Source organism: Limosilactobacillus antri DSM 16041, assembly GCF_000160835.1.
Classification (GTDB): domain Bacteria; phylum Bacillota; class Bacilli; order Lactobacillales; family Lactobacillaceae; genus Limosilactobacillus; species Limosilactobacillus antri.
In genome coordinates this window covers 106187-130301 of the sequence record NZ_GG700732.1, presented here as the reverse complement: position 1 = coordinate 130301, position 24115 = coordinate 106187, and the positions used below count along the sequence as shown (strand labels likewise).

The 24115-nt window shown below is 52.4% G+C and carries 22 protein-coding genes; 2 read left to right on the top strand and 20 right to left on the bottom strand.

Going from position 1 to position 24115, the window contains the following annotated elements; genetic code table 11:
• Window positions 1-3 precede the first annotated feature (3 nt).
• From HMPREF0494_RS00690 to HMPREF0494_RS00605, 18 genes are all read right to left on the bottom strand, one after another.
• Window positions 4-318 carry a L7Ae/L30e/S12e/Gadd45 family ribosomal protein gene (locus tag HMPREF0494_RS00690; RefSeq protein WP_007122971.1) on the bottom strand — a complete coding sequence of 105 codons (315 nt, stop codon included), beginning with the start codon at window positions 316-318 and terminating at the stop codon, window positions 4-6.
• On the bottom strand, window positions 305-610 hold the full coding sequence (gene rnpM, locus HMPREF0494_RS00685) for an RNase P modulator RnpM (protein ID WP_007122970.1): 306 nt from the start codon (window positions 608-610) through the stop codon (window positions 305-307). Before rnpM ends, HMPREF0494_RS00690 begins: the two co-directional genes overlap by 14 nt.
• Window positions 611-630: 20 nt before the next feature.
• Window positions 631-1827 carry a transcription termination factor NusA gene (nusA, locus tag HMPREF0494_RS00680; protein ID WP_040458612.1) on the bottom strand — a complete coding sequence of 399 codons (1197 nt, stop codon included), beginning with the start codon at window positions 1825-1827 and terminating at the stop codon, window positions 631-633.
• An 18-nt stretch (window positions 1828-1845) separates the two neighbouring features.
• Complete coding sequence (gene rimP, locus HMPREF0494_RS00675) at window positions 1846-2319, bottom strand: ribosome maturation factor RimP (RefSeq protein WP_040458611.1); 474 nt, start codon at window positions 2317-2319, stop codon at window positions 1846-1848.
• A gap of 106 nt (window positions 2320-2425) precedes the next feature.
• Window positions 2426-3793: an APC family permease gene (locus HMPREF0494_RS00670; RefSeq protein WP_404803176.1), complete on the bottom strand. Its 1368-nt coding sequence runs from the start codon at window positions 3791-3793 to the stop codon at window positions 2426-2428.
• An 81-nt stretch (window positions 3794-3874) separates the two neighbouring features.
• On the bottom strand, window positions 3875-6976 hold the full coding sequence (locus HMPREF0494_RS00665) for an AAA family ATPase (RefSeq protein WP_007122966.1): 3102 nt from the start codon (window positions 6974-6976) through the stop codon (window positions 3875-3877).
• Window positions 6976-8094, bottom strand: coding sequence for an exonuclease SbcCD subunit D (locus HMPREF0494_RS00660; protein WP_040458609.1), 1119 nt, complete (start codon window positions 8092-8094; stop codon window positions 6976-6978). Before HMPREF0494_RS00660 ends, HMPREF0494_RS00665 begins: the two co-directional genes overlap by 1 nt.
• A 174-nt stretch (window positions 8095-8268) precedes the next feature.
• Window positions 8269-12603, bottom strand: a complete 4335-nt coding sequence (locus HMPREF0494_RS00655; RefSeq protein ID WP_007122964.1) for a PolC-type DNA polymerase III — start codon at window positions 12601-12603, stop codon at window positions 8269-8271.
• A gap of 68 nt (window positions 12604-12671) precedes the next feature.
• A complete protein-coding gene (locus HMPREF0494_RS00650; protein ID WP_007122963.1) occupies window positions 12672-14408 on the bottom strand; it encodes a proline--tRNA ligase in 1737 nt (578 codons plus the stop codon).
• A gap of 19 nt (window positions 14409-14427) precedes the next feature.
• Window positions 14428-15702, bottom strand: coding sequence for an RIP metalloprotease RseP (rseP, locus tag HMPREF0494_RS00645; RefSeq protein WP_007122962.1), 1275 nt, complete (start codon window positions 15700-15702; stop codon window positions 14428-14430).
• Between the two features lie 19 nt (window positions 15703-15721).
• Window positions 15722-16507, bottom strand: coding sequence for a phosphatidate cytidylyltransferase (locus HMPREF0494_RS00640; protein ID WP_007122961.1), 786 nt, complete (start codon window positions 16505-16507; stop codon window positions 15722-15724).
• Window positions 16508-16521: 14 nt separating this feature from the next.
• Window positions 16522-17301 (bottom strand): isoprenyl transferase, encoded by a 780-nt coding sequence (locus tag HMPREF0494_RS00635; RefSeq protein WP_007122960.1) that lies wholly within the window; start codon window positions 17299-17301, stop codon window positions 16522-16524.
• A gap of 257 nt (window positions 17302-17558) precedes the next feature.
• Complete coding sequence (frr, locus tag HMPREF0494_RS00630) at window positions 17559-18119, bottom strand: ribosome recycling factor (protein ID WP_007122959.1); 561 nt, start codon at window positions 18117-18119, stop codon at window positions 17559-17561.
• A 3-nt stretch (window positions 18120-18122) separates the two neighbouring features.
• Window positions 18123-18845 carry a UMP kinase gene (pyrH, locus tag HMPREF0494_RS00625; protein ID WP_007122958.1) on the bottom strand — a complete coding sequence of 241 codons (723 nt, stop codon included), beginning with the start codon at window positions 18843-18845 and terminating at the stop codon, window positions 18123-18125.
• Between the two features lie 74 nt (window positions 18846-18919).
• A complete protein-coding gene (tsf, locus tag HMPREF0494_RS00620) occupies window positions 18920-19795 on the bottom strand; it encodes a translation elongation factor Ts (RefSeq protein WP_007122957.1) in 876 nt (291 codons plus the stop codon).
• A 100-nt stretch (window positions 19796-19895) separates the two neighbouring features.
• Window positions 19896-20684 carry a 30S ribosomal protein S2 gene (gene rpsB / locus HMPREF0494_RS00615; protein ID WP_007122956.1) on the bottom strand — a complete coding sequence of 263 codons (789 nt, stop codon included), beginning with the start codon at window positions 20682-20684 and terminating at the stop codon, window positions 19896-19898.
• Between the two features lie 183 nt (window positions 20685-20867).
• Window positions 20868-21158 (bottom strand): GIY-YIG nuclease family protein, encoded by a 291-nt coding sequence (locus HMPREF0494_RS00610; RefSeq protein ID WP_007122955.1) that lies wholly within the window; start codon window positions 21156-21158, stop codon window positions 20868-20870.
• The gene (locus HMPREF0494_RS00605) at window positions 21145-21906 is read right to left on the bottom strand and encodes a tRNA1(Val) (adenine(37)-N6)-methyltransferase (RefSeq protein WP_007122954.1); all 762 of its coding nucleotides are present in this window, start codon (window positions 21904-21906) and stop codon (window positions 21145-21147) included. Before HMPREF0494_RS00605 ends, HMPREF0494_RS00610 begins: the two co-directional genes overlap by 14 nt.
• Before the next feature lie 83 nt (window positions 21907-21989).
• Between HMPREF0494_RS00605 and HMPREF0494_RS00600 the strand changes: the two genes are divergently transcribed.
• A complete protein-coding gene (locus tag HMPREF0494_RS00600) occupies window positions 21990-22628 on the top strand; it encodes a lysophospholipid acyltransferase family protein (RefSeq protein ID WP_040458607.1) in 639 nt (212 codons plus the stop codon).
• Window positions 22629-22700: 72 nt separating this feature from the next.
• On the opposite strand, the gene HMPREF0494_RS00595 is transcribed toward HMPREF0494_RS00600, so the two are convergent.
• Entirely contained in the window at window positions 22701-22928 is a 228-nt protein-coding gene (locus HMPREF0494_RS00595; protein WP_007122952.1) for a YneF family protein, read from the bottom strand.
• A 74-nt stretch (window positions 22929-23002) separates the two neighbouring features.
• Window positions 23003-23254 carry a DUF896 domain-containing protein gene (locus tag HMPREF0494_RS00590; RefSeq protein WP_007122951.1) on the bottom strand — a complete coding sequence of 84 codons (252 nt, stop codon included), beginning with the start codon at window positions 23252-23254 and terminating at the stop codon, window positions 23003-23005.
• Between the two features lie 193 nt (window positions 23255-23447).
• Here HMPREF0494_RS00590 and lexA point away from each other — a divergent pair, with 193 nt between their 5' ends.
• Entirely contained in the window at window positions 23448-24071 is a 624-nt protein-coding gene (gene lexA / locus HMPREF0494_RS00585; protein ID WP_040458606.1) for a transcriptional repressor LexA, read from the top strand.
• Window positions 24072-24115 lie beyond the last annotated feature (44 nt).

Sequence of the window (24115 nt, the reverse complement as noted above, 5' to 3'; positions counted from 1 at the left end):
TCCTTATTCCATTCTCAGTAATTCCTCAAACTTTCTTGCAAAACCTGGTTGGACAACACCAATAACGGTCCGTGATTGGCCCGTTGCCTGACTGAGCTGGTCTTTAGTAAAGCGCCGGGAACAGGGAACGTGGTAAGTTCGGCACTTATCGGTGAACTTTTTCCCCGTCGCTGAACCCGCGTCTTTTGCTAAAAACACAAACTTTGCCTGATTAGTTTGAATATTTTTTAATACAATTGCTTCTCCGCTTACCAGCTGGCGCGCACGCCGCGCCAAACCGAGCAAGCTGAGAACTTGCTGATCGTTACTTCTTGCCATCGTTGCCAAACAACTCTTGACGAGCCTGCAAGTGGTCGGTGTACCTGATCAGCTCATCGTAGAACTCGTCATCTAGTTTAACACGGAAGGCCTTTTCAAAGGTTTTTTCCGCCTTCGCCCGCTTGGCGATCGCCACATCTACGGCAATGTAGGCGCCGCGGCCCGCTTTCTTGCCGGTCGGGTCGAGGGAGACTTGGCCTTCCTTATTTTTGACCACCCGAATCAGCTGGCGCTTGGGCATCATTTCCCCGGTGACGATATCTTTGCGCATTGGTATTTTTCTCTTTTTCATTTTTTCACCCCATTGCTCAATTAGTCTTCATCTGCCGACTGATCATTTTCATCAACCGATGGCTGGTCGTCAGCAACTGGTTGGTCCTCGTCAAGTGCCTCCTGGGCCTGAATCTCTTCCATTTCTGAAGCGGACTTGATATCGATCTTGTACTTGGTCAGCCGTGCTGCGAGCCGGGCATTTTGCCCCCGCTTCCCGATTGCCAGGGACAGCTGGTCGTCAGGAACGACCACCGTGCAGGAGCGTTCTTGCTCTTCTTCGCCATCCTCACGTTCGATCGTTACCGGATCATTAAAGATCACATCCAACACTTCAGCCGGATTAAGGGCGTTAGCAATAAACTTAGCCGGATCCTTCACGTATTCTACGATATCCATGTTTTCGCCGTCCAGTTCGTTCACGATCGCCTGGACCCGGGATCCCCGGGGACCAACACAGGTGCCGACCGGGTCAACGTTATCATCGTTAGAGTAAACCGCTACCTTAGCCCGGTCACCGGCTTCCCGCGCGATGTTTTCAATCAGCACGGTGCCATCTTTGATTTCAGGAACTTCCCGTTCAAAGAGACGCTTGAGCAGTTCCGGAGCTGTCCGACTAACGTAGATCTGGGGTCCCCGCCGGTCATCATTGACTTTAGAAACGTATACCTGAATCCGGTCATGAACGCGGTAGTGCTCGTTCGGCATCTTATCACGGAAGCCCATCGCCCCTTCGACCCCGTCGCCGAGGTCAACATAGGTAAAGCGCTTGTCTTCACGGGACACCTCACCGGTAATGATTTCATTTTCGTAAGTCTTGTACTTATCGTAGACGATTCTCCGCTCTTCTTCACGCAACCGCTGCATCACGACCTGCTTAGCAGTTTGTGCAGCAATCCGTCCAAAATTACGCGGCGTCACTTCTTCCCGGATCTGGTCATCAACGTCATACCCCTGACCGTGAGGGAGCTTGCGCGCTTCGGCAAGGCTCATGTACTGGTTGCTGTCAGCGGCAACCTTTTCCTCATCATCGGTAATCGTCTTGACGGCGTAGACCTTGATGTTCCCAGTCGTCGCGTTGAACTCGACCTCGACGTTCTTGTCGCCGTAATTTTGCTTATAAGCCGATTCCAAGGCTTGTTCCAACGCCTCAATGACAATTTCCTTTTTAATACCCTTTTCCTTTTCTAAGTAGTCTAGGGCGCCAATCATTTCACTATTGACTTTTGACTTGCTCACTTTGGACACTCCTTTTGATTAAAACTTGATTGCTAAGCGCGCCTGGGCAACCTTGCTCCGGTCAATTACTACTTGCCGGTGACGCGTCTTGTCCATAAAATTCAGGGTCATTTCCTTGGCCGATAATTCCACCAGGGTTCCTTCGTAGACCTTCTTGCCAGCAAGCTGCTGGTACAGGGAAACGTGGATATAGTGGTTGACCGCCCGCTGGTAGTCATCCTCGTTTTTTAACGGCCGTTCAGCGCCAGGCGACGAAACTTCCAGGAAGTAGGCCTGGGGAATTGGGTCGGGTTCAACATTGTCCAACGCTTCGCTCAGCTGGTCGCTAACGGCCGCACAATCATTCAGCGTGATCCCGCCGTCCTTATCGATGTATACCCGGAGGTACCAGCTTTTTCCCTCCTTGACGAATTCAATGTCGTATAAGTAAAAGTGGTGCTCATCAAGAATCGGCGTTACCAAATCCGTAACGACTTCAGTAACTGTGCTCATCCTTTTCACCTCCATATTATTTGCAATAAAAAGAGCGAGCATTACTGCTCACTCCAACGAGTTATTTACCATAGTTATTGTAGCACGCCAGGCCGAAAAACACAAGCTAGTTTTCCTTCCCCTGCTCCCGCTTGAGGGCCGCTAGAAATTGTGTATGCCGTCTTTCGGCTTCCTCATCTCTCTGAATGAAGAAGTAGGCGGCCGCAGCCAGAACGGCAACCACCGTGCCCAGCAACAGGGTCTTAGCGGTAAAGTTGGTTACCATATAGCAGGATACCAGGAGCGCAAAGGCGGGAATCAGGTACCGGCCTGGCAGCTTAAAGCCGTGGGTCGGATATTCATTACTGTGGGTGAATTTAACCACCGCCAAAATCGATGGGACGTACTGGATAAACGAAGCCAGCACCGTGCATGACACCAAAAAGAGGTAGCTTTGGGTCGAGAAAGCAATCGACAGTACGGCCGTCAATAAGATTCCCACCCAGGGCGCATCGTGCTTATTCTTTTTGCCCAGGGACTTGGGCAGCATTCCGTGCTCATTGGCCAGCGAGGCCACCAGTGAGGGCGTGTTAAAGGAAGCACTGAAAGCAACCCCAAAGATGCTGACCAGCATTCCGACAATAATGAGCGAGTAGCCCCACTTACCGATTGCGGTACCAAACGCGTTCGCCAGCGGAGTTGAGTAGCCGGCCAAGTGGCGGCCAGAAATACCAATCGCCACCAGCATCATCAGGGCGTCCAAGATGGTGACGCTGACCATTACCGCAATGAGAACCCGGGGAATGTTTTTCTCCGGATTGTTCATTTGCTTCGCAGCAATCGGTAAAAACGAAAAGCCGGTAAACAGGTAGAAGATCGGCGTAAAGGCCGCGCCAAAGTGTTTTAGAAACGGGCCGGCACCGGTTAAGGCAGCGGCGGGAATTACTGGCGAGTAGTTAGCACCATGAACGAAGAAAACCCCCACGATAATAAAGACCAGCAGGGTCAGAATCTTCACTGCCGCCGATAGGTTGTTGACCGCCTTAACTAAGCTGCGGCCAAAGAAATTAATGACCGCAAACAGGACAATCAGACCAAAGGCTGCCGCGTAGTACACTAAGCGATTGTCAAACACCGGCAGAAAACTCTTCATGGTGGTCAGTAAGGCGACGATTTCAGCGGAAAGGGTACAACAGCCCAAGAACCAGGTAAAGATCCCCAACTCGTAACCGGTAAAGCGGCCAAAGGCGTGATAAGCATACAGCCAAGCAGCGCCAGAACCGGTAAAGCGGCTCGCCAGGTCCGCATAACACAGTGCAATTAGCGACACCGTCAGTGCGGTACACAGCAGGACCAGTACGGCCGACAGGTTCATGTAACGATAGATAACGGAAGGTAAAAGGAAAGTTCCTGAACCAATTACCCCATTGATGCCCAGAAAATAAATTGAGATAAACGAGAGCTTTTTGGGCTTTGGATTATTAGAAATAATAATGCCCCCTAATCTATAATTATTTTCATTGTAGCACTCTTACCGTCAACGAACGCGTTATTTTCTGCACCAGTACGCAGGACCTCATAGTTCATGCTGGTAGCTAACCGTACTGCGGCCATTAACCGACCGGACCAATAACTGGGCCGGAATCCGTTCCTCAAGCTCCGTAACGTGGCTGATAATGCCGATCATCCGGTGCCCCTCCAGCTCCTCCAACGCCCGTAAAGCGTCCGCCAGCGCCTGCTGATCCAATGAGCCGAAGCCTTCGTCGATGAAAAGGGCGTCAATCTTAATACCGCCACTCTGCTCCTGGATAATTTGACAGAGGGCTAGGGCGAGCGCTAACGAGGCCATGAAGCTTTCGCCACCGGAGAGGGTCCGGGCGCTCCGGGTCTTGCCTGCATTATCATCGTAAACGTTGACCTCCAGCCCGCTCCACTTCGCCCCTGCGCTGTGGCTTTCCGTCGCTAGTTCAAACTGGTAGCGGCCATTGGTCAGCCGCGCCAGCTGAACATTGGCAGCCAGCAAGACGTCCTGGAAATAGGCTTGGAGAACGTACCGCTCTAAACTGAGGTGGTTTTCCGTGTTGCCAGCAATTACGTCGGTCAGCGTCTGCAACTGGTTCACCTGCTCGGCGGCTTTCCCAGTCTGGGCCAGTAGTTTAACCACCTTCTGCCGGCTGACACGCAGGTCTGCTAACCGACTGTTCAGCTGGCCAAGTGCCTGCTGGTTCTGAGCAAGGCGGTGCTCCGATGCCGCGAGCTGCTCACGACAAGCGGCCAAGTCGGGTGCCGGCCGGTCGGCGATTTTTTCCCGAAGGCGGTGTTGCTGGCCTTGGTTGTCACGAAGCTGCGCTTGGAAGTCCTTGACCTGCTGCCGTAGTTCCGCCAGTTGGGTCAACTGGTCCGCAGCCCGTTGCCAAAATGACCAGTCAAGCTGGTCCCCATGCTCCGCCAATAGTTTTTCCAGGTTGGTATGCCGGCGGGCCTGGCTGTGCTTTAATTCAGCAGCAGCATGCTTAAACTGCGCTGTACGGCCCTCAGTAACTGCTAACTCCTGCCCAATCTTTTGGAGCTGGTCCTGAAGCTTTCCCTGCTGCTGGTCATACTCGGCAACCTGCTCCTGCCACTCAGCTAACCGCTCCTGGGCCGCCGCTTGTGTCGGCAGGTCCGCTGGCAATTGAGCCCGCTTTTCTTGCAGCAGCGTCTGTTCCTTGATTAACTCCTGATGGGTCTTTTGAAGTGCAGCGTCAGCCTGCTGAATAGTTGCCTGCTCAGCAAGGATCTCCTGGTGAAGTTTGGTGGCCTGCTGTTGCCAATCTTGCGCCATGGCTTCCAACTCGGCCAGTTCATGGTCGCGCTGGCACAGCCTCTGCTGGCGGTCGGCAATGAGCTGCTGCCAGTCAGCGGGAAGGCAGTTTTCGGACAGGAGCTTTGCAACTGTACTCCGATTAGTTGCCAGCTGGTGCTCCAACTTTGTTAATTGACGTGTCGTTGCCGCAAGCTGCTCTTGGGACCGTGCTGCTGCCTGCTGCCATTGCTGAGCAGCCTTGCTGGCTGTCCGAACAGCCTCTTCCGTCACCAATGCTCCCTGAGCGGCGGTCGTTGCCAAGTGCGGGTGGTCTAATGACCCGCAAAGTGGACAAGGGCTGCCGGGTTTAAGCCGTTTTGCCAGGCGCGCAATCTGCTGGCGCGCGTAACGATCATTCAGGTCGGTCGCCGTCGCTGCTGCCTTTTGGGCCGCTTCTTTACCCTGAACGACACTGGTACGCAGCTCTTTCTGATGGCTGCGTTGCTCATCGTACTCCACCAGCAGCTGGTCAAGCCGTTCGCCCTCAGCGTCCAGTCGTTCCTGCTGCCCTTGTTGTTTGGTCAGCTCCAGGCGCCGCTGCGCCAGATCCTGGTGGGCAGCGAGCTGCTTATTCATATGCTCAAGTTGGTCCTGTTTATCGGTTAACGCCTGCTGACGACTTTCTTGTTCGCGACGCTGCCGATCATGGTCAGCCGTCGTCTTGGCAAGGCGAGCGGCTAACCGGTCATATTCAGCGAATAACGGCAGCTGGCCTTGTAAAGTCAGGCAGTGCCGGCGCAGGGCATCGATCTCGGCTTGGCGCGTCTGAGCCTGCTCAACGGCAGCCTGCAGCTGCGCCTGCTGGGCGGTCAGCCGGCTGAGTTGAGCGGTGGATTGTTGATAGTCAGCATTAAGTTTAGTTAACCGTTGCTGGTCGTCCCGCCACCTCTGGTAATCCGTCCGGTGTTCTTGGAACCATTCCAAATCAGCGATCTGCTTTTCCACCGCCTGGACTTCGCCCTGCCGACTAGTCAGCTGGACAGCCGTTTGCTCCAGTTCACGCAGGGTAGCCAGGTTAGCCGTCAGTTCCTGTTCCGTGTGCAAACGATTGGTCAGGCCTTTGACAAGTTCCTGTTGCTGACGTTCCTGAGTGTGATTGGCCGCTAGGGTCGTTTCTAATTCTACTGCTTGCTCATCCACCCGGCGGAGCCATTCGGCCGTGTCCGGGATGGCCTCAATATCCGGGACGGTTTCCTTGAGCGACTGCAGCTTGGTTTGCTGCACTTCTACGCCCCGTTTGCGGTCGTTTAATTCCTCTTTGAGGGTCTGCGTCCACTGCTCATAACGGCTGGTATTAAATAAATCCCGCAGGAGCCGTTCCTTAGTATTGCTATCTGAATCCAGAAATTGCCGAAATTTTCCCTGCGGCAGCAGGACAATCTGCTTGAACTGATCCCGGGTTAGGTTCAATAACTTGCTGATGAAACTGTCCGCTTCCTTAATCTTGGTGATTTCCTGGGTTTGCCCATCCCGAGCCGCAAAACGCAAGCTAACCGCCTGGTAATGCTCAACAGGGTTGCCGCGCCGTCCCTGCAGAATTTGCTTAGGACGGCGCATGATTTCATATTCGGTCCCCTGGTGGCTAAAGCTGAACGTGACCCAGGTCTCCCGATCAGCAGGCGCAAAGTCCGACCGCAGCGCGGTTGCAGACCGGTCCCGATCACTAGTCGTTTGACCAAACAGGGCATAGCACATGGCGTCAAAAATGGTCGTTTTCCCGGCACCGGTGTTTCCTGCCACCAAAAAAAGCGACTGGTCAGCAAACTGGGTAAAGTCCACGGTTTCATGTTCGTAGGGGCCAAAATATTGCAGCTCTAACTTTAACGGACGCATCACTGTTCCTCCTTAGTCGTCTTAATAAGGGCCTCTTCCGCCCACCGGCGCTGTTCTGAACTTAGCTTGCTTCCCGTGGTTTGGGAATAAAAGTCACTTAAGAGGTCTAATGGTGACGCCGCCAAGCGCTGCTTTTGCCGGTTTAACGCCAGCTGGCGTGCTTGGTGGGTACGGTGGAGACTCACGATTTTGGGGTATACCGTGCGGAGTTTATTTAACACATCTGGAATCCGTTCCCGGTCCGTCAGTTCAATGTCGTAAAAGTCCGTAGCGGGCTTATCCTTAGCACTCGTCACCAGCTCCCGAAAACTGCCTTTTAACAAGGTAATATCATGAACCGGCTGCAGGGGGACCCACTGGACTGCAAACGGCTCCGTATCGACTAGCCATACTCCCTTTTCCTGGTGTGCTTCCGAAACCGAAAACTTCAGCGGCGACCCGCTGTATTTAACCCGTTCTTCGTTCAGCGCCTTCCGGTTATGGAGGTGTCCTAGCGCTACGTAATCAAACGGGGCCAGCACCGCGGTGGACACGGCACTAAGGCCCCCCACCTCGATCAAGGTTTCGGAATCTGCCGTCCGCTGGCTGCCCGCGGCAAAGAAGTGGGCTACCAAAACCTGATGTTTCCCAGCCGCAAAGGACTTCTTCATCTCCGCAACGATTCTTTCCATCGCGTCATTAACGTTTTTAATATGGTCATCATGAAAATAATTCCGCACAGCCTGAATACCGAAAAACGGCAGCAAGAAGAACTGGGTATCCTTGATGGTAACCGGGGTAAATGCGGCTGCCAAAGTAGTGTTGAGGTAAAGGGAGCTGCGCGCAAACCAGTCGGTACCCGTACTGAGCCGCACGGCCGAATCATGGTTGCCGCTAATTGCCAGCACCGGGAAATGGTCGTTTAGGTTGAGCTGCCGCAACATCCCGTTCAGCTCCGTTACCGCCGCCTCGCTAGGGACACTGCGGTCGTAGAGATCCCCCGCCACCACAATTGCGTCGACCTGCGCTTGCTGGGCAATTCGCTCAATCTGTGTAAAAGCTGCTTGCTGGTCTTCCAGCAGGCTAAAGTCATTCAAGGTTTTTCCAATATGCCAATCAGCCGTGTGTAAAAAGCGCATTGTCTTCTCCCCTTTTTGCTTCGCACTACTCACTTCAAAACATACGTTCGTATAAATGATACTATAACAAATTTCCGAACTCAATCCCTCCCAGCAAAAAAGCGACCCAAATTGGATCGCTAACTTTGGCTATGTCAGGCAATGAAAAAAGCAGTCGTGGTTATTGGCACCAAGCTAGCCAAGGTCTGAGAACAGGTCCAGCTGGTTGCTGTCCGGCAATTGATCGATAACGTGATTTTCGGTCATAAAGTCGATCAGGGTTTGGGAAACCTTCCCCCGGTCGGCCAGTTCTTCTTTCGACAAGAACGGCCGCTCTTCACGAGCCGCCACAATCTGCTTGGCCACGCTCAAACCTAAACCCGGGATCGCCCGGAACGGGGCAATTAACGAATCACCGTCAATCAGCCAGTTCGACGCGTCTGACCGTTCCAGGTCGACCATCTTAAACTTAAAGCCCCGCTCCAGCATCTCGTTCGCCAGTTCAAGGATCGTTAACAGACTTTTCTCCTTAGCACTGGCATCGTTGCCCTTATTGCTAATTTCCGCCATCCGCGCTTTAACCGCTTCTTTCCCGTGAGCCATGGCAACAATATCAAAGTCGTCAGCCCGGACAGAAAAGAAGGCGCAGTAGTAAACCAGCGGGAAATAAACCTTAAAGTAGGCAATCCGCAGGGCCATTAAAACATAAGCGGCCGCGTGCGCCCGCGGGAACATGTACTTAATCTTCAAACATGAATCCAGGTACCACTGCGGCACCCCGACCTTTAGCATCTTGCTTTGCCATTCATCAGGGATCCCCCGGCCCTTTCGAACGTGTTCCATCACCTGGAAAGAAGTTTCCGAGTCCAGGCCGTAGTGGATCAAGTCGGTCATAATGTTATCACGACAACCGATCACGTTGGCAATCGTCGCGGTCCCCTCCTTAATCAGCTCCTGGGCGTTATCCAGCCACACCCCGGTCCCGTGGGAAAGACCGGAAATCTGCAACAGTTGGGAGTAGTTCTTCGGGTGGGTGTCATCCAACATCCCCCGGACAAAGCGGGTCCCGAATTCAGGCAAGCCAAGGGTCCCAGTCTTACTCTGAATCTGCTCCTCGGTTACCCCCAAAATCTTTGGACTCGAGAAGAGGGCCATCACGCCCGGATCATTCATTGGAATCGTCTTCGGATCAATCCCTGAAAGGTCTTGCAGGGCCCGAATCATCGTCGGGTCATCGTGGCCCAGGATATCCATCTTCAAGATGTTATCGTGAATCGAGTGGAAATCGAAGTGGGTCGTTTCCCAGGCCGCATTTTGGTCATCGGCCGGGTATTGAACCGGGGTAAAGTCATAAATGTCCATATCATCGGGCACGATGATGATCCCGGCCGGGTGCTGGCCGGTCGTCCGTTTAACCCCGGTTGCCCCCTGGGCAAGCCGGTCCTCCTCTGCCCCACGGAATTGGACATCGTTATCCCGCTCAAAGGCCTTGACATAACCATAGGCGGTCTTATCGGCAACCGTACCAATCGTTCCGGCCCGGAAGACGTTCTCCTCCCCGAAGAGGACCTTCATGTAGTTATGCGCAATTGACTGGTAGTCTCCAGAGAAGTTCAAATCAATATCCGGGACCTTGTTCCCTTTAAAGCCGAGGAAGGTTTGGAAGGGAATGTCATGACCATCCTTGACCAGGAGGGCCCCGCACTTCGGGCACTTTCTCTCCGGCAAGTCAAAGCCCGAGCTGTATTCCCCCTTCGTGTAGAAGTGGGCAAACCGGCACTGCGGGCAACGGTAGTGCGGTGGCAAGGGGTTAACCTCGGTAATCCCGGAAAGGGTCGCCACCACACTTGAACCAACCGACCCCCGGGAACCAACCAGGTAACCGTCCTTATTGGACTTGGCTACCAGCCGCTGGGCAATCAGGTAAATAACGGAGAAGCCGTTTTTGACGATACTGTTTAGTTCCAGCTCCACCCGATCCTTAACAATCTTTGGCAGCGGGTTCCCGTACCAGGCCTTGGCGGTATTCCAGGTCCGGTCCTGAATTTCCTGCTCCGCCCCCTTCATGTGCGGCGTGTACAGCTTATCCTTGACCGGCCGAATGTCGGCATCAATCATGTCGGCAATCGCATGGCTGTTCTCGACGACGACCCGCTTAGCGGTATCCGCGCCCAGGAAGCTAAACTCTTCCAGCATCTCATCAGTCGTCCGGAAGTGCACGTCCGGCCGCTTGGTCCGGTTCAGCGGGTTGGCACCACCCTGCGAGTTAATCAGGATCCGCCGGTAAATCCCGTCGTGCGGGTTGATGTAGTGGACATCACCCGTCGCAACCACCTTTTTTTTCAGCTCTGCCCCCAGCTTGACCATGTTTTGCAAAATGTCATCGAGCTGGTCCCGGTCCGCGATTACGTGGGTTTCCAGCAGCGGCGCATAATTCGGCCGTGGCTGAATTTCAATATAGTCGTAGTAGCGGGCCCGGCGCAGCGCCTCGGCATAGCCCTTTTCCATCATCGCGGTGAAAACTTCTCCCGACGAGCAGGCGGTCCCCAGCAGCAGTCCTTCCCGGTACTTGGTCAGCACCGTCCGGGGGATCCGCGGAACCCGGTGGAAGTAGCGCACGTTGGAAAGGGACACCAGCTTGAAGAGGTTCTTCAGCCCAGCCTGGTTTTGTGCCAGCAGGGTGACGTGGAAGGGCCGGGCATGTTTGTAGGCGTCATTCTCCGCCATGTGCTGGTTCAGCTCATCGACGTAGCGGATTTCATACCGCTTTTCGGCATCCTTAAGGAACTTATACAGCAAGTGGCCGGTCGCTTCGGCATCGAAATTGGCCCGGTGGTGGTGTTCCAGCGCGACCTTGAATTTCTTGCTCAGGGTGTTCAGCCGGTAGCCCCGCATATTCGGGTAGAGGAAGCGGGCCAACGGCAGGGTATCAATCACGGGCTCGGTAATCTCCTCCATCTGGTGACGCCGGTAACCGGTGTTCATAAAGCCCATATCAAAGGACACGTTATGCCCGGCAATAATGGTTCCCGCACAGAAGTCCTTGAACATCTTGAAGACTTCCTCTTCGCTCTTGGAGCCGCGCACCATCTCGTCGGTAATGCTGGTTAGGTTGGTCGTTTGCTCCGACAGCGGGAAACCGGGATCAATAAACTCATCAAAGCGTGCCAGGACTTCACCGTTCTTCATCTTGACCGCGGACAGCTCGATGACCTTGTCGTAAATTGCGGATAGACCGGTCGTTTCCACGTCAAAGATGACGTAAGTATTATCCTTGAGCTGGGCATGGTTTTCGTTGTAAACCAGTGGGACCCCGTCATCAACCACGTTAGCTTCCATCCCGTAAATCATTTTGAGCTTGAACTTCTTCCCCGCCTTATAGGCTTCCGGAAAGGCCTGGACGTTCCCATGATCCGTTACCGCGATTGCCGGTTGGCCCCACTTGCTGGCCTGCTTAGCAATTTCCGTGATGGAATTGGTAGCATCCATCTGACTCATCTCTGTGTGGGTGTGCAGTTCAATCCGCTTCTCATCAGCTGGTGCCTGGTCCTGACGTTCCTGGTGACTCACCTGGTTGATATCATAGGCATTGATCACCAGGTCGTGCATCCAGGTATCTTCCTGGACCGGCCCCCGGACTTTAAGCCACATCCCCGGTTTAATGTTTGCAAACTGGGCTTCTTCATCGCTATTCCGGGAGAATTTCTTCACGGCAAAGGATGATGTGTAGTCAGTAAATTCAAAGGTCAACAGCTGGCGACCTGAACGGAGCTCCCGTACTTCGGTGTTAAAAACGTAGCCCTCAACGACGACTGACCGTTCCTCACCCTGGATGTCCTTCATTTGAACGACGTCGAGTTTATCATTGATCACCCGGCCCAGCTGTGCCGGACCTTCGGCAGGCTGGACAGCGGCCTTCTGCTTATGGCTCGCGTTCTTTTTCTTAATCTGGGCCATCGCCTTGGCCGCAAGCGCTGCATCGGCTGCCTCGTGCTTCTCCCGCAGCTCCTTAATCTTCGCCTGCGACGCCGATTGGTCCACAAAGGGGTGGATCTTAAAGCGGGGGAAGCCCAGCTGCTGATAAGCCGCCTCAATTGCAGATAAGGACTGCTGGGTTAACCGGTCCTTAATGATCTCGTTCTCGACCACGATGGTCACCCGGCCATCGCGAACCTCCGGTACCGTTTCTAGGCAGGCCTGTCGCAGCATCGGTGAATCGACCGCCCCCCCTTGGATAATGTATTCCCAATAATCAGCCACTAATTTGGGATCCGCTTCGGTCGCGGGGCTGCTGATCTGCAGGTCCACCTCAGCAATGTCTTTAAAGCCCACCTGGACTGCCTGATAGAGTTCCTTAAACAGGTTGAGGGGCAACGGTCGCCGCAGGATAAGGTGGAACTCCCAGCGCCGGCTGCTCTTGTGCACAACCACCGATTGAACCGCCGCCCCGTTAAAGGCCGGGTTGTCCTTTTCCGGAAAGTGCACCTGCTCCAGTAATTTTTCAAATAACTCTTGTCGATTTAGCGCCACTACTCTTCGCTCCTCCTACTTAAAAAATGTGGTGCGTTCGATTGCTAGTGTTCGCACCACATTTTTTATTAATCGTTGCTCGTTTGCTTATCTAACTGCTTCAGCAAGATGCCCACCGTGTTTACCAGTTCCTCCTGCTTGACTTCAAGGGTTTCGCCGGTCTTGCGGATTTTAACTTCGACAATGCCGTCAGCTGCCTTCTTCCCAACCGTGACCCGCAACGGGATCCCAATCAGGTCAGAATCGGCAAACTTAACCCCGGCCCGTTCTTTACGGTCATCAACCAGGACTTCGTAACCCGCCGCAGTCAGTTGCTGCTCCAGCTCATTTGCCATGGCCATCTGTTCGTCTTTCTTCGCGTTTACCGGGATGACGTGCACGTCAAACGGTGCAATGCTATCCGGCCAAACCAAGCCGTTTTCGTCGGCGTTTTGCTCGGCCACCGCGGAAAGCATCCGCGTGACCCCAATTCCGTAACAGCCCATAATCATGTCGACAAGGCGGCCATTCTTATCCAGCACTTGAGCGCCAAGCTTCTTAGAATAGCCAGTCCCCAGCTTGAAAATGTGGCCGATCTCAATTCCATTGGTAAACTTGATTGGGTAGCCGTCAGGGGCAATCTCGCCTTCCTGGACGTTCCGGAAGTCACCAAACTGGTCAACCCGGAAGTCACGGTCAATGTTGGCGTTAACGTAGTGGTGGCCATCGTCGTTCGCGCCGCAGGCCATGTTGACCAGGACCTTGACGTAGTTATCGGCAAGAATCTTGACGTCTTCACCGACACCAACTGGGCCAAGGGAACCCGGGTGCGCGCCGAGGTACTTGACGGTATCTTCTTCACTCGCTAATTCCAATTCCTCACAGTCAAGGGCATTTTCAACCTTGGTTTCGTTAACCTCATCGTTGCCCCGCATCAGGACCATCACCGGCTGGTAGTCATCCTCGCCCATCTTGGCCATGTACAGCATCGACTTGATCATCTGGCCCTGGTCAACGCCGAGGCTTGCGCAGGCTTCATCCACGGTGTGCGCACCCGGGGTCGCCTTCTTTTCCAACTTGCCCGGTTCAGCCGTCTGCTGAACAGCATCAAACTTGGCCGTCGCCTTTTCCAGGTTGGCCGCATAGCCACCGTCAGTATAAACAATCACGTCTTCGCCGATTTCAGCCGGGGCCGAGAATTCCTGGGAGTTATCCCCACCAATTGTTCCAGAATCAGCCAAAATTACCTTGTAGTGCAGTCCCGCCCGGTCAAAGATGTTGTGGTAGGCCTTGGCTTGCGCTTGGTAGGCTTCGTCCAAGCCCTCCTCATCGGCCGCAAAGGAATAAGCATCCAGCATGGAGAATTCCTTCCCCCGCAGAACCCCATACCGTGGTCGCGGTTCGTTCCGGAACTTATCAGTAATTTGGTAAACAACCAGTGGCAACTTCTTGTAGGACTTGACACTGTCCCGCAGGATTTCGGTCATCGCCTCTTCATCGGTCGGCCCTAAAATGTACTCCCGGTCGTTATGATCCTTGAACTTGTACAAGGTGTCACCGTAGGCCTCGTAACGGCCGGTTTGCCGCCACAGGTCCGCCGGCAGCATTGACGGGGTTTCCATTTCATAGGCACCGGCCTTTTCCATTTCTTCCTGGATGATCCCCTTAACTTTCCGAATCACCCGGTAGGCTAGTGGCAGGTAGGCCCAAACTCCCGCTGAAATCTGGTAAATATACCCCGCCCGCTCCATCATAATGTGGCTCAGGGCTTCTGCGTCGCTTGGATTTTCCTTTTTGGTTGGGATCAATAGCTTTGACTGCTTCATTATTCTTCTCCTTTACTAGCTACCGAATAAAGTACCGTTGAATATCATTCCATGTAACTAAAATCATTAGTACTAATAGTATCATAAAACCAATCATTGTCACAATTCCTTCAGCTTTCTCCGGAATCGGTCGGCGGATGACGGCCTCAATGATGTTTAAGAGCAACTTCCCCCCATCGAGCGCCGGAATCGGCAGGAGATTAACGATTCCCAGGTTAATTGACAGCAACGCAAGGAAGTTCAAGACACCGTTAACTCCCAGCGCGGTTGCCTGGGAAGTCCCCGCATAAATGGCAACCGGCCCACCTAAATCATTCAGGCTAAAGCCATGGGTAAACATGTGACCAAGCACCGTAAAGATCAGGGTTCCGGCCTGGACAAATTGCTGCCAGCCGAACAGGAGGCGGGTCTTGGCCCCCGTCGCCACCTGTTCCAGGATGCCAATTTGACCCACCGTTTCTTTCCCCTGTTTAACTGCCTTTGGGCGAACCGTGGTTGTCCTTGTCTTCCCGTCGTGGCGGTAGGTCAGTTCTACCCGTTGATTGGGTTTGCTGGAAAGGTTGGTTGACAGCTCGGCCCAGTTATCAATTTTCGTCGTGTTAACCTTAGTAATCCGGTCACCGGCAACCAAGCCGGCCTTCGCTGCAACCGAGCCCGGGTTAACCTTGCCAATCTGGTTGCTGTTGGTCGGGACGCCGGCAAGGGTAAAGCCCAGGATGATGAACACGAGGAGGGACAGGATAAAGTTGTTCAGCGGCCCCGCAAAGTTTGTCATCATCCGCGCGGGCAGGCTGGCGGACCGAAATTGAACATCCCGTGGTGCAATCTGCACGGCGGTCCCATCATGCTCCACCACCGTTGCGTCGTGGTTCACCGGGTAGGTCTTTAGTTCGCTTTCGTCCCCGTTTACGTAACCCTTAATCCACAGGCCATCGACCAGGTCGCTGTCAACGAGCTGCAACGGGATTCCCTGAAAAAGCGTGGACTTAGAACTCGCGTTAATCGTAACGACCTGGTTATCCTGGTTTAATTGTAGGGTGACCGGGGTTCCCGGCCGCAGTTCATCCGCATCTTCGTCATCATTGCCGGCCAGACGAACATAACCGCCTACGGGTAACAGCCGGACGGTATAAGTGGTTCCCTTTTTCCGGGTCCACCAGATTTTGGGTCCCATCCCAATCGAGAATTCGCGGACTAAGATTCCCGCGCGTTTAGCAAAGTAGTAGTGTCCATATTCATGTACCAGGACCAGAATCCCAAATACCAGAATAAAGGTAATAATTGTGACTATCACTGAATCCCTTCCTTGGCTATTAAATAATTCCGACTAAGTGCAACATTGGCATCACAATCAGCATACTATCAAAGCGGTCCAGGATTCCACCGTGCCCCGGGAGAATCTTGCCCGAATCCTTCACACCGTAGTAACGCTTGAGGGAGGACTCGATCAGGTCACCCAGTTGGCCCATCACCGAAAGAATCAGGGTCAGAATAATCATCGTCAGGTAACCATCGCCAACCGGGAAGAAGTACAGGTACACCGCTAGAATAATCGTTGCGGCGATGGTCCCGCCGATTGACCCTTCCCAGGTCTTATTCGGGCTGATCCGTGGCGCCAGCTTGTTCTTGCCAATCTTACGGCCAATCAGGTAGGCCCCGCTATCGGTCAGCCAGACAATCAGCATCCCGTACAATAAGGTCTGGAAGTTGACGGCCCGGGCCACCACAAAGTAGTGGAAGCCCATCCCGATATATAGCATCGCCAGGGTCAGCACCCCGGCATCATCGAAGGTAAAGCGTTGCTTACGAATTACCGTGTGCAGCAGCAGGAGGGCCACCAAGACATAGAAGCCGAACCAGCGCGTCGCCACACTGGGAAGAAAGTCCAGCCAGCTGTCCGGCAGAATCAGCAAGGCCACCCCCAGATAACTGATAATGGCCTCAAAGGAAATCACAAACATCTTCTTCATCACCAGGACTTCGGAAATTGCAACAATCCCCAAAGCCAGGGCAGCAATCGTCAATGGCCAGCCACCGTAGATAATCAGTGGAATAAAAATTGCCAGGGCAATCACCGCAGTAATAATTCTCGTTTTCACGTTACCACCCGCTCCTATTTATTTTTTAACCCGCCAAAACGACGGTGCCGTCCCTGAAATTCTACAATGGCCCGTTTTAAGGATTCGGCATCAAAATCCGGCCAGTGCTCGGGGACAAATTCCAGTTCACTATACGCTAGTTGCCACAAAAGAAAGTTGCTGATCCGTTCTTCGCCACTCGTCCGGATTAATAAATCCGGATCGGCCAGTTCGCCGAGGGGGGCCGTCATCAGGTGTTCGCTAACCAGCTGCTCGTCAATTGCGTCTGGCGAGAGCGTTCCCGCCTGTACCGCGCAGGCAACATCCTGCACCGCACGGGTAATCTCGTCGCGACTCCCGTAATTTAAGGCGAAGTTTAGCACCATCCCGTCACAATCAGCGGTATCCGCAATCGCGTCATTAACCGCCTCTTGGGTCTTTGCGGGCAGTCGTTGAATGTCGCCCATTACCATCACCCGCACGTTATTTTTCACCAGGTCAGGAACAAAGGTTGAGAAAAAGCGAATGGGCAGCTGCATCAGGTAATTAACCTCACTCGAGGGCCGTTTCCAATTTTCGGTCGAAAAGGCATAGAGGGTCAGGACCTTCACTCCCAACTTGCTGGCGGCAATCGTGATCGTCTTCACGGTCTGCATCCCCTGCTTATGGCCGGCCACCCGTGGCAAATGACGTTTCTGAGCCCATCGGCCGTTACCATCCATAATGATCGCGATATGACGAGGAATTCGTTCCAGGTCAATCGCCGCGGTTTGACTAGCGGTATCCTTTTTTGCGAACAATCTTTTTTCCTCCATCTATTAGCGTATCTCCACCGTTCAAAAATAAAACGCTAATTCATTATAAAGCTCCTGCTAATAAAATACAATTTGAAAAGTAGCAGACAAAACGCCTGGAGTTGGTCGAGCGGCCGCTTCCAGGCGTTTGTCACCGCACAGTCAGCCCCCGGATAGCCAGGTTGAGCTTATCATGACTTGCCAGCTATCAGCTCCTGCCTTGCGGCATTCCTATGTTAAAAAAGGGGGTTGAGCCAATTCCCAACCCCACAGCTAAGTTATTGCAGCAGTTCCTTTTCCTTGGCCCCAGCGATTTCTTCCAGGTTCTTAATCCCGGCATCGGTTTCGTTTTGAACCTGCTTTTCCAGATCATGGAATTCGTCGTCGTTAAAGTCGCCGTTCTTGTTCCCCTTCTTCAGGTCGTCCATCGCTTCCCGGCGGACATTGCGGACCGCCACCTTGGCCTTTTCCAGTTCGGCCTTGACGTCCTTAACCAGTTCCTTGCGCCGGTCTTCGGTCAGTTGTGGAATAATCAGGCGAATTGCGCTCCCGTCATTCTGGGGGGTCAATCCCAGGTTAGAAGCGTAGATTGCCTTTTCAATTTCTTCCAAAATGCTTTCGTCGTATGGCGTAACCAGTAACTGCCGGGCTTCTGGAATCGTAATCGACGCCACCTGGTTTAACGGTGTCGGTGCGCCGTAGTATTCAACCTTCACCGAGTTCAGCAGACTGGCGTTGGCCTGGCCTGCCCGGATGTCTGCTAAACTCCGCTGGAGTGCCTCACCCGACTTCTTCATTTTTTGCTTTGCGTCATTTAAAATCTCTTTGCTTGATGCCATTGGTTAGTCCCCCTCAATTGTTGTTCCGACTTGTTCGCCGGTAACCACCTTCATGATGTTACCAGCGGTATTCAAATTAAAGACCACGATTGGAATGTGGTTATCCATCGACAGTGAGCTGGCCGTAGTATCCATGACGTGAAGGCCCTTTTCAATCAGGTCCATGTGGGTCAGCTCATCAAACTTCACGGCACTGTGATCCTGGTTTGGATCCGCGGAGTAAACACCATCAACCCCGTTCTTACCCATCAGGATTGCGTCGGCATTGATTTCTGCGGCCCGCAATGCAGCCGTAGTATCGGTGGAGAAGTACGGGCTACCCGTTCCCCCGGCAAAGATGACAATCCGATCCTTTTCCAGGTGGCGAATTGCTTTCCGGCGGATGTACGGTTCAGCGATTTGCCGCATCTCAATTGAAGTTTGGACCCGTGTCGGGACCCCAATTGATTCCAGGGCATCCTGCAAGGATAGAGCATTCATGATCGTCGCCAGCATCCCGATATAGTCGGCCTGGGCACGTTCCATTCCCAACTGTTCACCGGTAACGCCCCGCCACATATTGCCACCACCGACAACGATTGCAATTTGCACGCCCTTATCATGGACAGCCTTTAGTTCTTTAGCAACATCCTGCAAAACTGGCGGATTAATGCCAAAACCCTTTTCCCCGGCCAGGGCCTCGCCGCTCAGCTTTAAGATAACTCGTTGATACTTAATCTCTGCCATCGTGATCCTCCTTAACAGACCTTGTAAAAAGGGACGCACTCACCAGTACGTCCCCTTCGTCGCCAACCGAACGCTTAGTTCATTTGGTCCTTAACTTCTTGTGCAAAGTCGTCTTGCTTCTTTTCGATTCCTTCACCGACTTCGTAACGAATGAAGGACTTCAGCTTACCGCCGTTATCCTTAACGTATTGCGCAACGGTCTTGTCGGAATCCTTAACGAATTCTTGGTCGGCAAGGCAGATTTGGGACAAGAACTTGTTCAACCGGCCTTCCACAATCTTGTCAACGATCTGAGCAGGCTTGCCTTCGTTCAGCGTTTCTTCCTTGAAGATTGCCCGTTCGTGGTCCAGACGGTCCTGAGAAACGTCTTCGCGGGTCATAAATTCTGGGTTAATTGCGGCAACGTGCATTGCAACGTCCTTAGCGGTAGCTTCGTCAGCACCTTCCAGAACAACTAAGGCAGCAATTTGGCCACCCTGGTGCAGGTAGGCACCGAAGCTGTCGCCGTCATCCTTTTCAACAACGGCAAAGCGGCGCAGGCTGACCTTTTCACCAGTCTTTTGGGTAGTAGCGATGATGTCATCGTTTAAAGTACCGTTAGCGGTCTTGATAGCCAAGGCTTCTTCAACGTTAGCTGGCTTGTTTTCACTGATTAATTCAGTAACCTTCTTCAGGAGATCCTTGAAGGGATCACTGGCAGCAACGAAGTCCGTTTCGGAATTCAGCTCAACAATGGCAGCAGTGTTGCCATTAACGGCGATTTCTGCCAACCCTTCAGCAGCTACCCGGTCACTCTTCTTAGCGGCCTTGGCGATTCCCTTTTCACGAAGGTAGTCCATCGCCTTGTCCATGTCACCATCACTGGCAACTAAGGCCTTCTTGGCGTCCATAATTCCGGCACCGGACTTCTTACGTAATTGCATAACTTGAGCAGCTTTGATTTCAGCCATTACTAACTCTCTCCTTTGATTTAATGTAAAAAAAGGGCTGTTTGTACTTAGGGCCACAATGGTCCATAACACAAAACAGCCCAAGTATTAATTGCTTATATTACTTGCCTTCAACACTGTTCTTCAGGTTCTTTAATGAATCTTCGCTAACAGTTTCTTCTTCGGCGTTATCGTCGGCAGCAGCGTCTGCTTGCTGAGCGTCATCTTGACCCTGCTTACCTTCAACAATTGCGTCAGCCATCTTGGAAGTGATCAGGCGAACGGCCCGGATTGCGTCATCGTTTGAAGGGATAACGTAATCGATGTCGTCTGGATCAGTGTTGGTGTCAACCATCGCAACGATCGGAATGTGCAGCTTTTGTGCTTCCTTAACCGCAATTTGTTCCTTGTGTGGGTCCACAATGAACAGTACGTCGGGGATCCGTGGCATATCTTCGATCCCGCCCAGGAACCGTTCCAGCTTTTCCCGTTGCTTAGTCAAAACAGCAACTTCCTTCTTTGGCAGGACATCGAAGGTGCCGTCTTCTGCCATCTTCTTCAGTTCCTTCAACCGTGCGATCCGGGATTGAATCGTCTTCCAGTTGGTCAGGGTACCACCTAACCAACGGTGGTTAACGTAGTATTGACCCGCCCGGGTTGCTTCTTCTTCGATTGAGTCCTGCGCCTGCTTCTTGGTACCAACAAAGAGGACTACGCCACCATCAGCAGCAACGCTCTTCATGTAGTCGTAAGCAGTATCGATCAGCTTGACAGTCTTTTGCAGGTCGATGATGTAGATCCCATTCCGTTCAGTGAAGATGTATTCTTCCATCTTTGGGTTCCAACGACGAGTTTGGTGACCGAAGTGGACACCGGCTTCAAGCAATTGCTTCATAGTAACAACAGACATTAGTGTTATACCTCCAAAATGTTTTTCCTCCCCGGGCGTCAGCTAAGCGGAGCACCTAATTGACCTAGGCACGTCCCCGCTTATCGGCACGGGTGTGTTATATGTTATTAAACACCAGATATTAGTATACAAAAAAGCCCCGTGCTTGACAAGCCTTTCGCCTACTAATCAGTTGAATTTCCGTTATCCCTGATCAGCACGGAGGTTAACGCCGTGTTCGGCTAAATATACCAGCTTCTGCTGACGGGACTGGTGTTTGAAATGGTATTCCGCACTCAGGGCCTCATGCTTGCTGGCAAATTGCTTGCTATAAACCAGCCGCAAGGGGTGGCGGGACTTGACTTTCGTATACTTGGCCCCCCGAAACTCCTGGTGGGCAGCAAAGCGGCGGGCAACGTTATCGGTAAAGCCGCAGTAAAGGCTGCCATCAGCACAATAGAGGACGTAGATATAATAATACTTAGTCTTTACCATACAATAGCTTCCTTACTTCCGGGCGGTAATTTCCCGCCTCGTCATTGACAATTAGCGGTGGCACGACCTTGAGCCCACCCGGTTTGCCATCCTTAATTGCTTCAATCAACACCATGTTAGCATCCCGTCCCGGCTTAGGGTAGATGAACCGGAGCCGTTTCGGCACCAGTCGCTGTTGCTGTAAAACCGTTAAAATTTCCGTTAACCGGTCCGGGCGGTGCACCAGGTAGCCATGGCCATTCATTTTCAGCAGGCCGCTCATCTGCTGCGCAACCATCGCTAAGTTCGTTTTCAGCTCGTGACGGGCAATTGCCAGGTACTGGTTCGGGTTCTTCTGACTCTTTTCGGTTACCGGAAAATAAGGCGGGTTGCACAGCACAATATCGGCGGAGTCTTTCGGAATCGCGGAAAAGACGTCCGCAATATCCAGATTAAGGACCCGGTAGCGGTCGGTCAAACCGTTCAATGCAATACTCCGCCTGGCCATATCCGCAATTCGCGTTTGGAGCTCGACCTCGGTAAACTGACCGCCCAGTTTATTATGTAAAAACAAGCCAACTGCTGCATTCCCCGCGCAAAGGTCAACAATCCGAAGCTGGCGCCGCCGGTTAGGGCGAACAAAGTCCGCGAGCAGCACCGCATCCAGGGAAAAGGCAAAGCAGCTCGGACTTTGGATTAACCGCACATCATTGCTGTATAACTGATCGATCCGCTCGTCAGCTTTCAATAAATCGGCCTGGTTTTTCATCACACTTTTTGTCCTCCACTTGCATGTTGCGTTATTTTTCGTCATACTTTACAAAGAAATTAAAAAGATTGGAAGAAGTCGCTATGCTCTACACCCTCTTAGTGAAAATTGTCAGCCCGTTTTTAACCCTTATCAACGGCCGGGCCAAAATCTATAACCGGGAAAACCTCCCGCAAGGAAACTACATCATCGTCGCTCCGCACCGAACTTGGATGGATCCGGTGCTAATCGCCATCGCGGTCTGGCCAAAGAAATTTAGCTTCATGGCCAAAAAAGAATTATTCAAAAACCCGCTGGCAGCCAAGTTCCTGCGGGCCCTGAACGCCTACCCGGTCGACCGCAAGCATCCCGGTCCTTCAGCCATTAAGCAGCCGGTTAAGCTCTTACGCCAGTCTGACCTCTCAACAATTATTTTCCCTAGCGGGTCCCGCTATTCGGCCAAACTCAAGGGTGGGGCGACCTTAATTGCCAAGCTGGCGAACGTCCCCTTGGTACCAGCGGTCTACCAGGGTCCGCTCTCGTTTGGCAAACTCTTTAGCCGGCAACCCCGGCAAATTGCCTTTGGCAAACCGATCGTCGTTGACCGCAAAACCAAGCTGGACGAACACTATCAAGCCCAGCTGGAAGCACAGATGCAGGCCGCTTTCGACCAGCTTGACCAGCAAATCAACCCTAATTTTAAATACGTGATGCCACCCAAGCCTAAAAACGATGACTTCTAAGTAAACAGCTCCCAGCTTCTAAATTAGTGAAGCTAGGAGCTGTTTTGATATCATGAAGAAACTTGGGATGCCCTACTTAGTGTTGGCCTTTTTAGCCTGGGCCTTCATTGACTGCATCATCTGGTGCAGCTTCCGGCTTGATGGCTTCTGACCCATTTGGAGCATCATCGTCCGCAGCATTTCCTCAGAAATCGGTGGGTTGTTGCGGAGGTAGTTTTCCATGTACTTACGCGCGCCAAAGAAGCCGACCAGCAGGCCGACTAATAAGGCTAAGATAACCAGTACAATTGTTGTCGCCACGAGTATTTCCCCCTTTGCATAGTTACTTGTCCATCTTACACGAATGTTATTGACTTGAAAAGAGCTAATCTCGGTTAGTCATCCCGCAAGCCCTTTTTGCGCTGAACTTCACGCACCTTTTCTGGGGTTACCTCGTTGCCGTCTTTATCATAGATCCGCATCATTTCAATATTGCTCCGCATCGTTTCCCGGAAGTTTTTAATGTATTCCCGGCGCAGGCGTTCCCGTTCACGAGTTTCCGCCTCGGTCAGCCCCTCTTTTTTATTCTTGTGGGCCAATTCGTTAATTCGTTTTAATAACTTTTCTTGTTCTTCGGATTCAGCCATAAGATTTACCCTCCAATCGCAACGGTAATTAATGAAAATTAACCAGGATCCTGGTCAGCCTAACCATAATAATTCTCTATAATTAATATTTTAAGTTAATAGCAAAGTTTGTCAATTGCGAACGTGTGTTTGAACTCCGCCCCCAACTATGATATTCTTAATTATAATACTAATTTTAATGAGGTGTTGGCACATGAAGCCAGTAAAGAACAAGCAGTTAGCGGTCCTCAATTATATTCACAAAGCAGTGAATGAACACGGCTACCCGCCAACGGTTCGGGAGATTTGTAGTGCGGTGGGCCTTTCTTCCACGTCGACGGTTCATGGTCATATCAACCGTTTGATTGAGGGGGGATTCCTCCAAAAAGATCCCTCTAAGCCCCGGGCCCTGGAAATTACCCCCAAGGGATTCGACCTCCTGGGGATTAAGCCCCTGCAAACCAAGATTCCATTACTCGGGGTGGTCACCGCGGGACAACCAATCCTCGCGGTTGAAGACGCCACTGACTACTTCCCGATTCCGCCGTCGATTCAAGATCATAATGACCTCTATATGCTGACCATCCGGGGAACCAGCATGATTAAGGCGGGAATCCTCAACGGCGACCAGGTGATCGTCCGGAAGCAGTCGACCGCCAAGAATGGTGACATTGTCATTGCAATGAACGAAGATAACGAGGCCACTTGCAAGCGGTTCTTTAAGGAAAAGGACCGCTTCCGCCTCCAGCCAGAAAATGATACGATGGACCCGATTTACCTAAAGAACGTCAAGATTCTGGGGCGGGTCGTCGGTCTTTTCCGTGATAACATTTTTTAAGCAAAACTGCCAAAGGACGAACCCGGCAGAGCACACCATTGCTC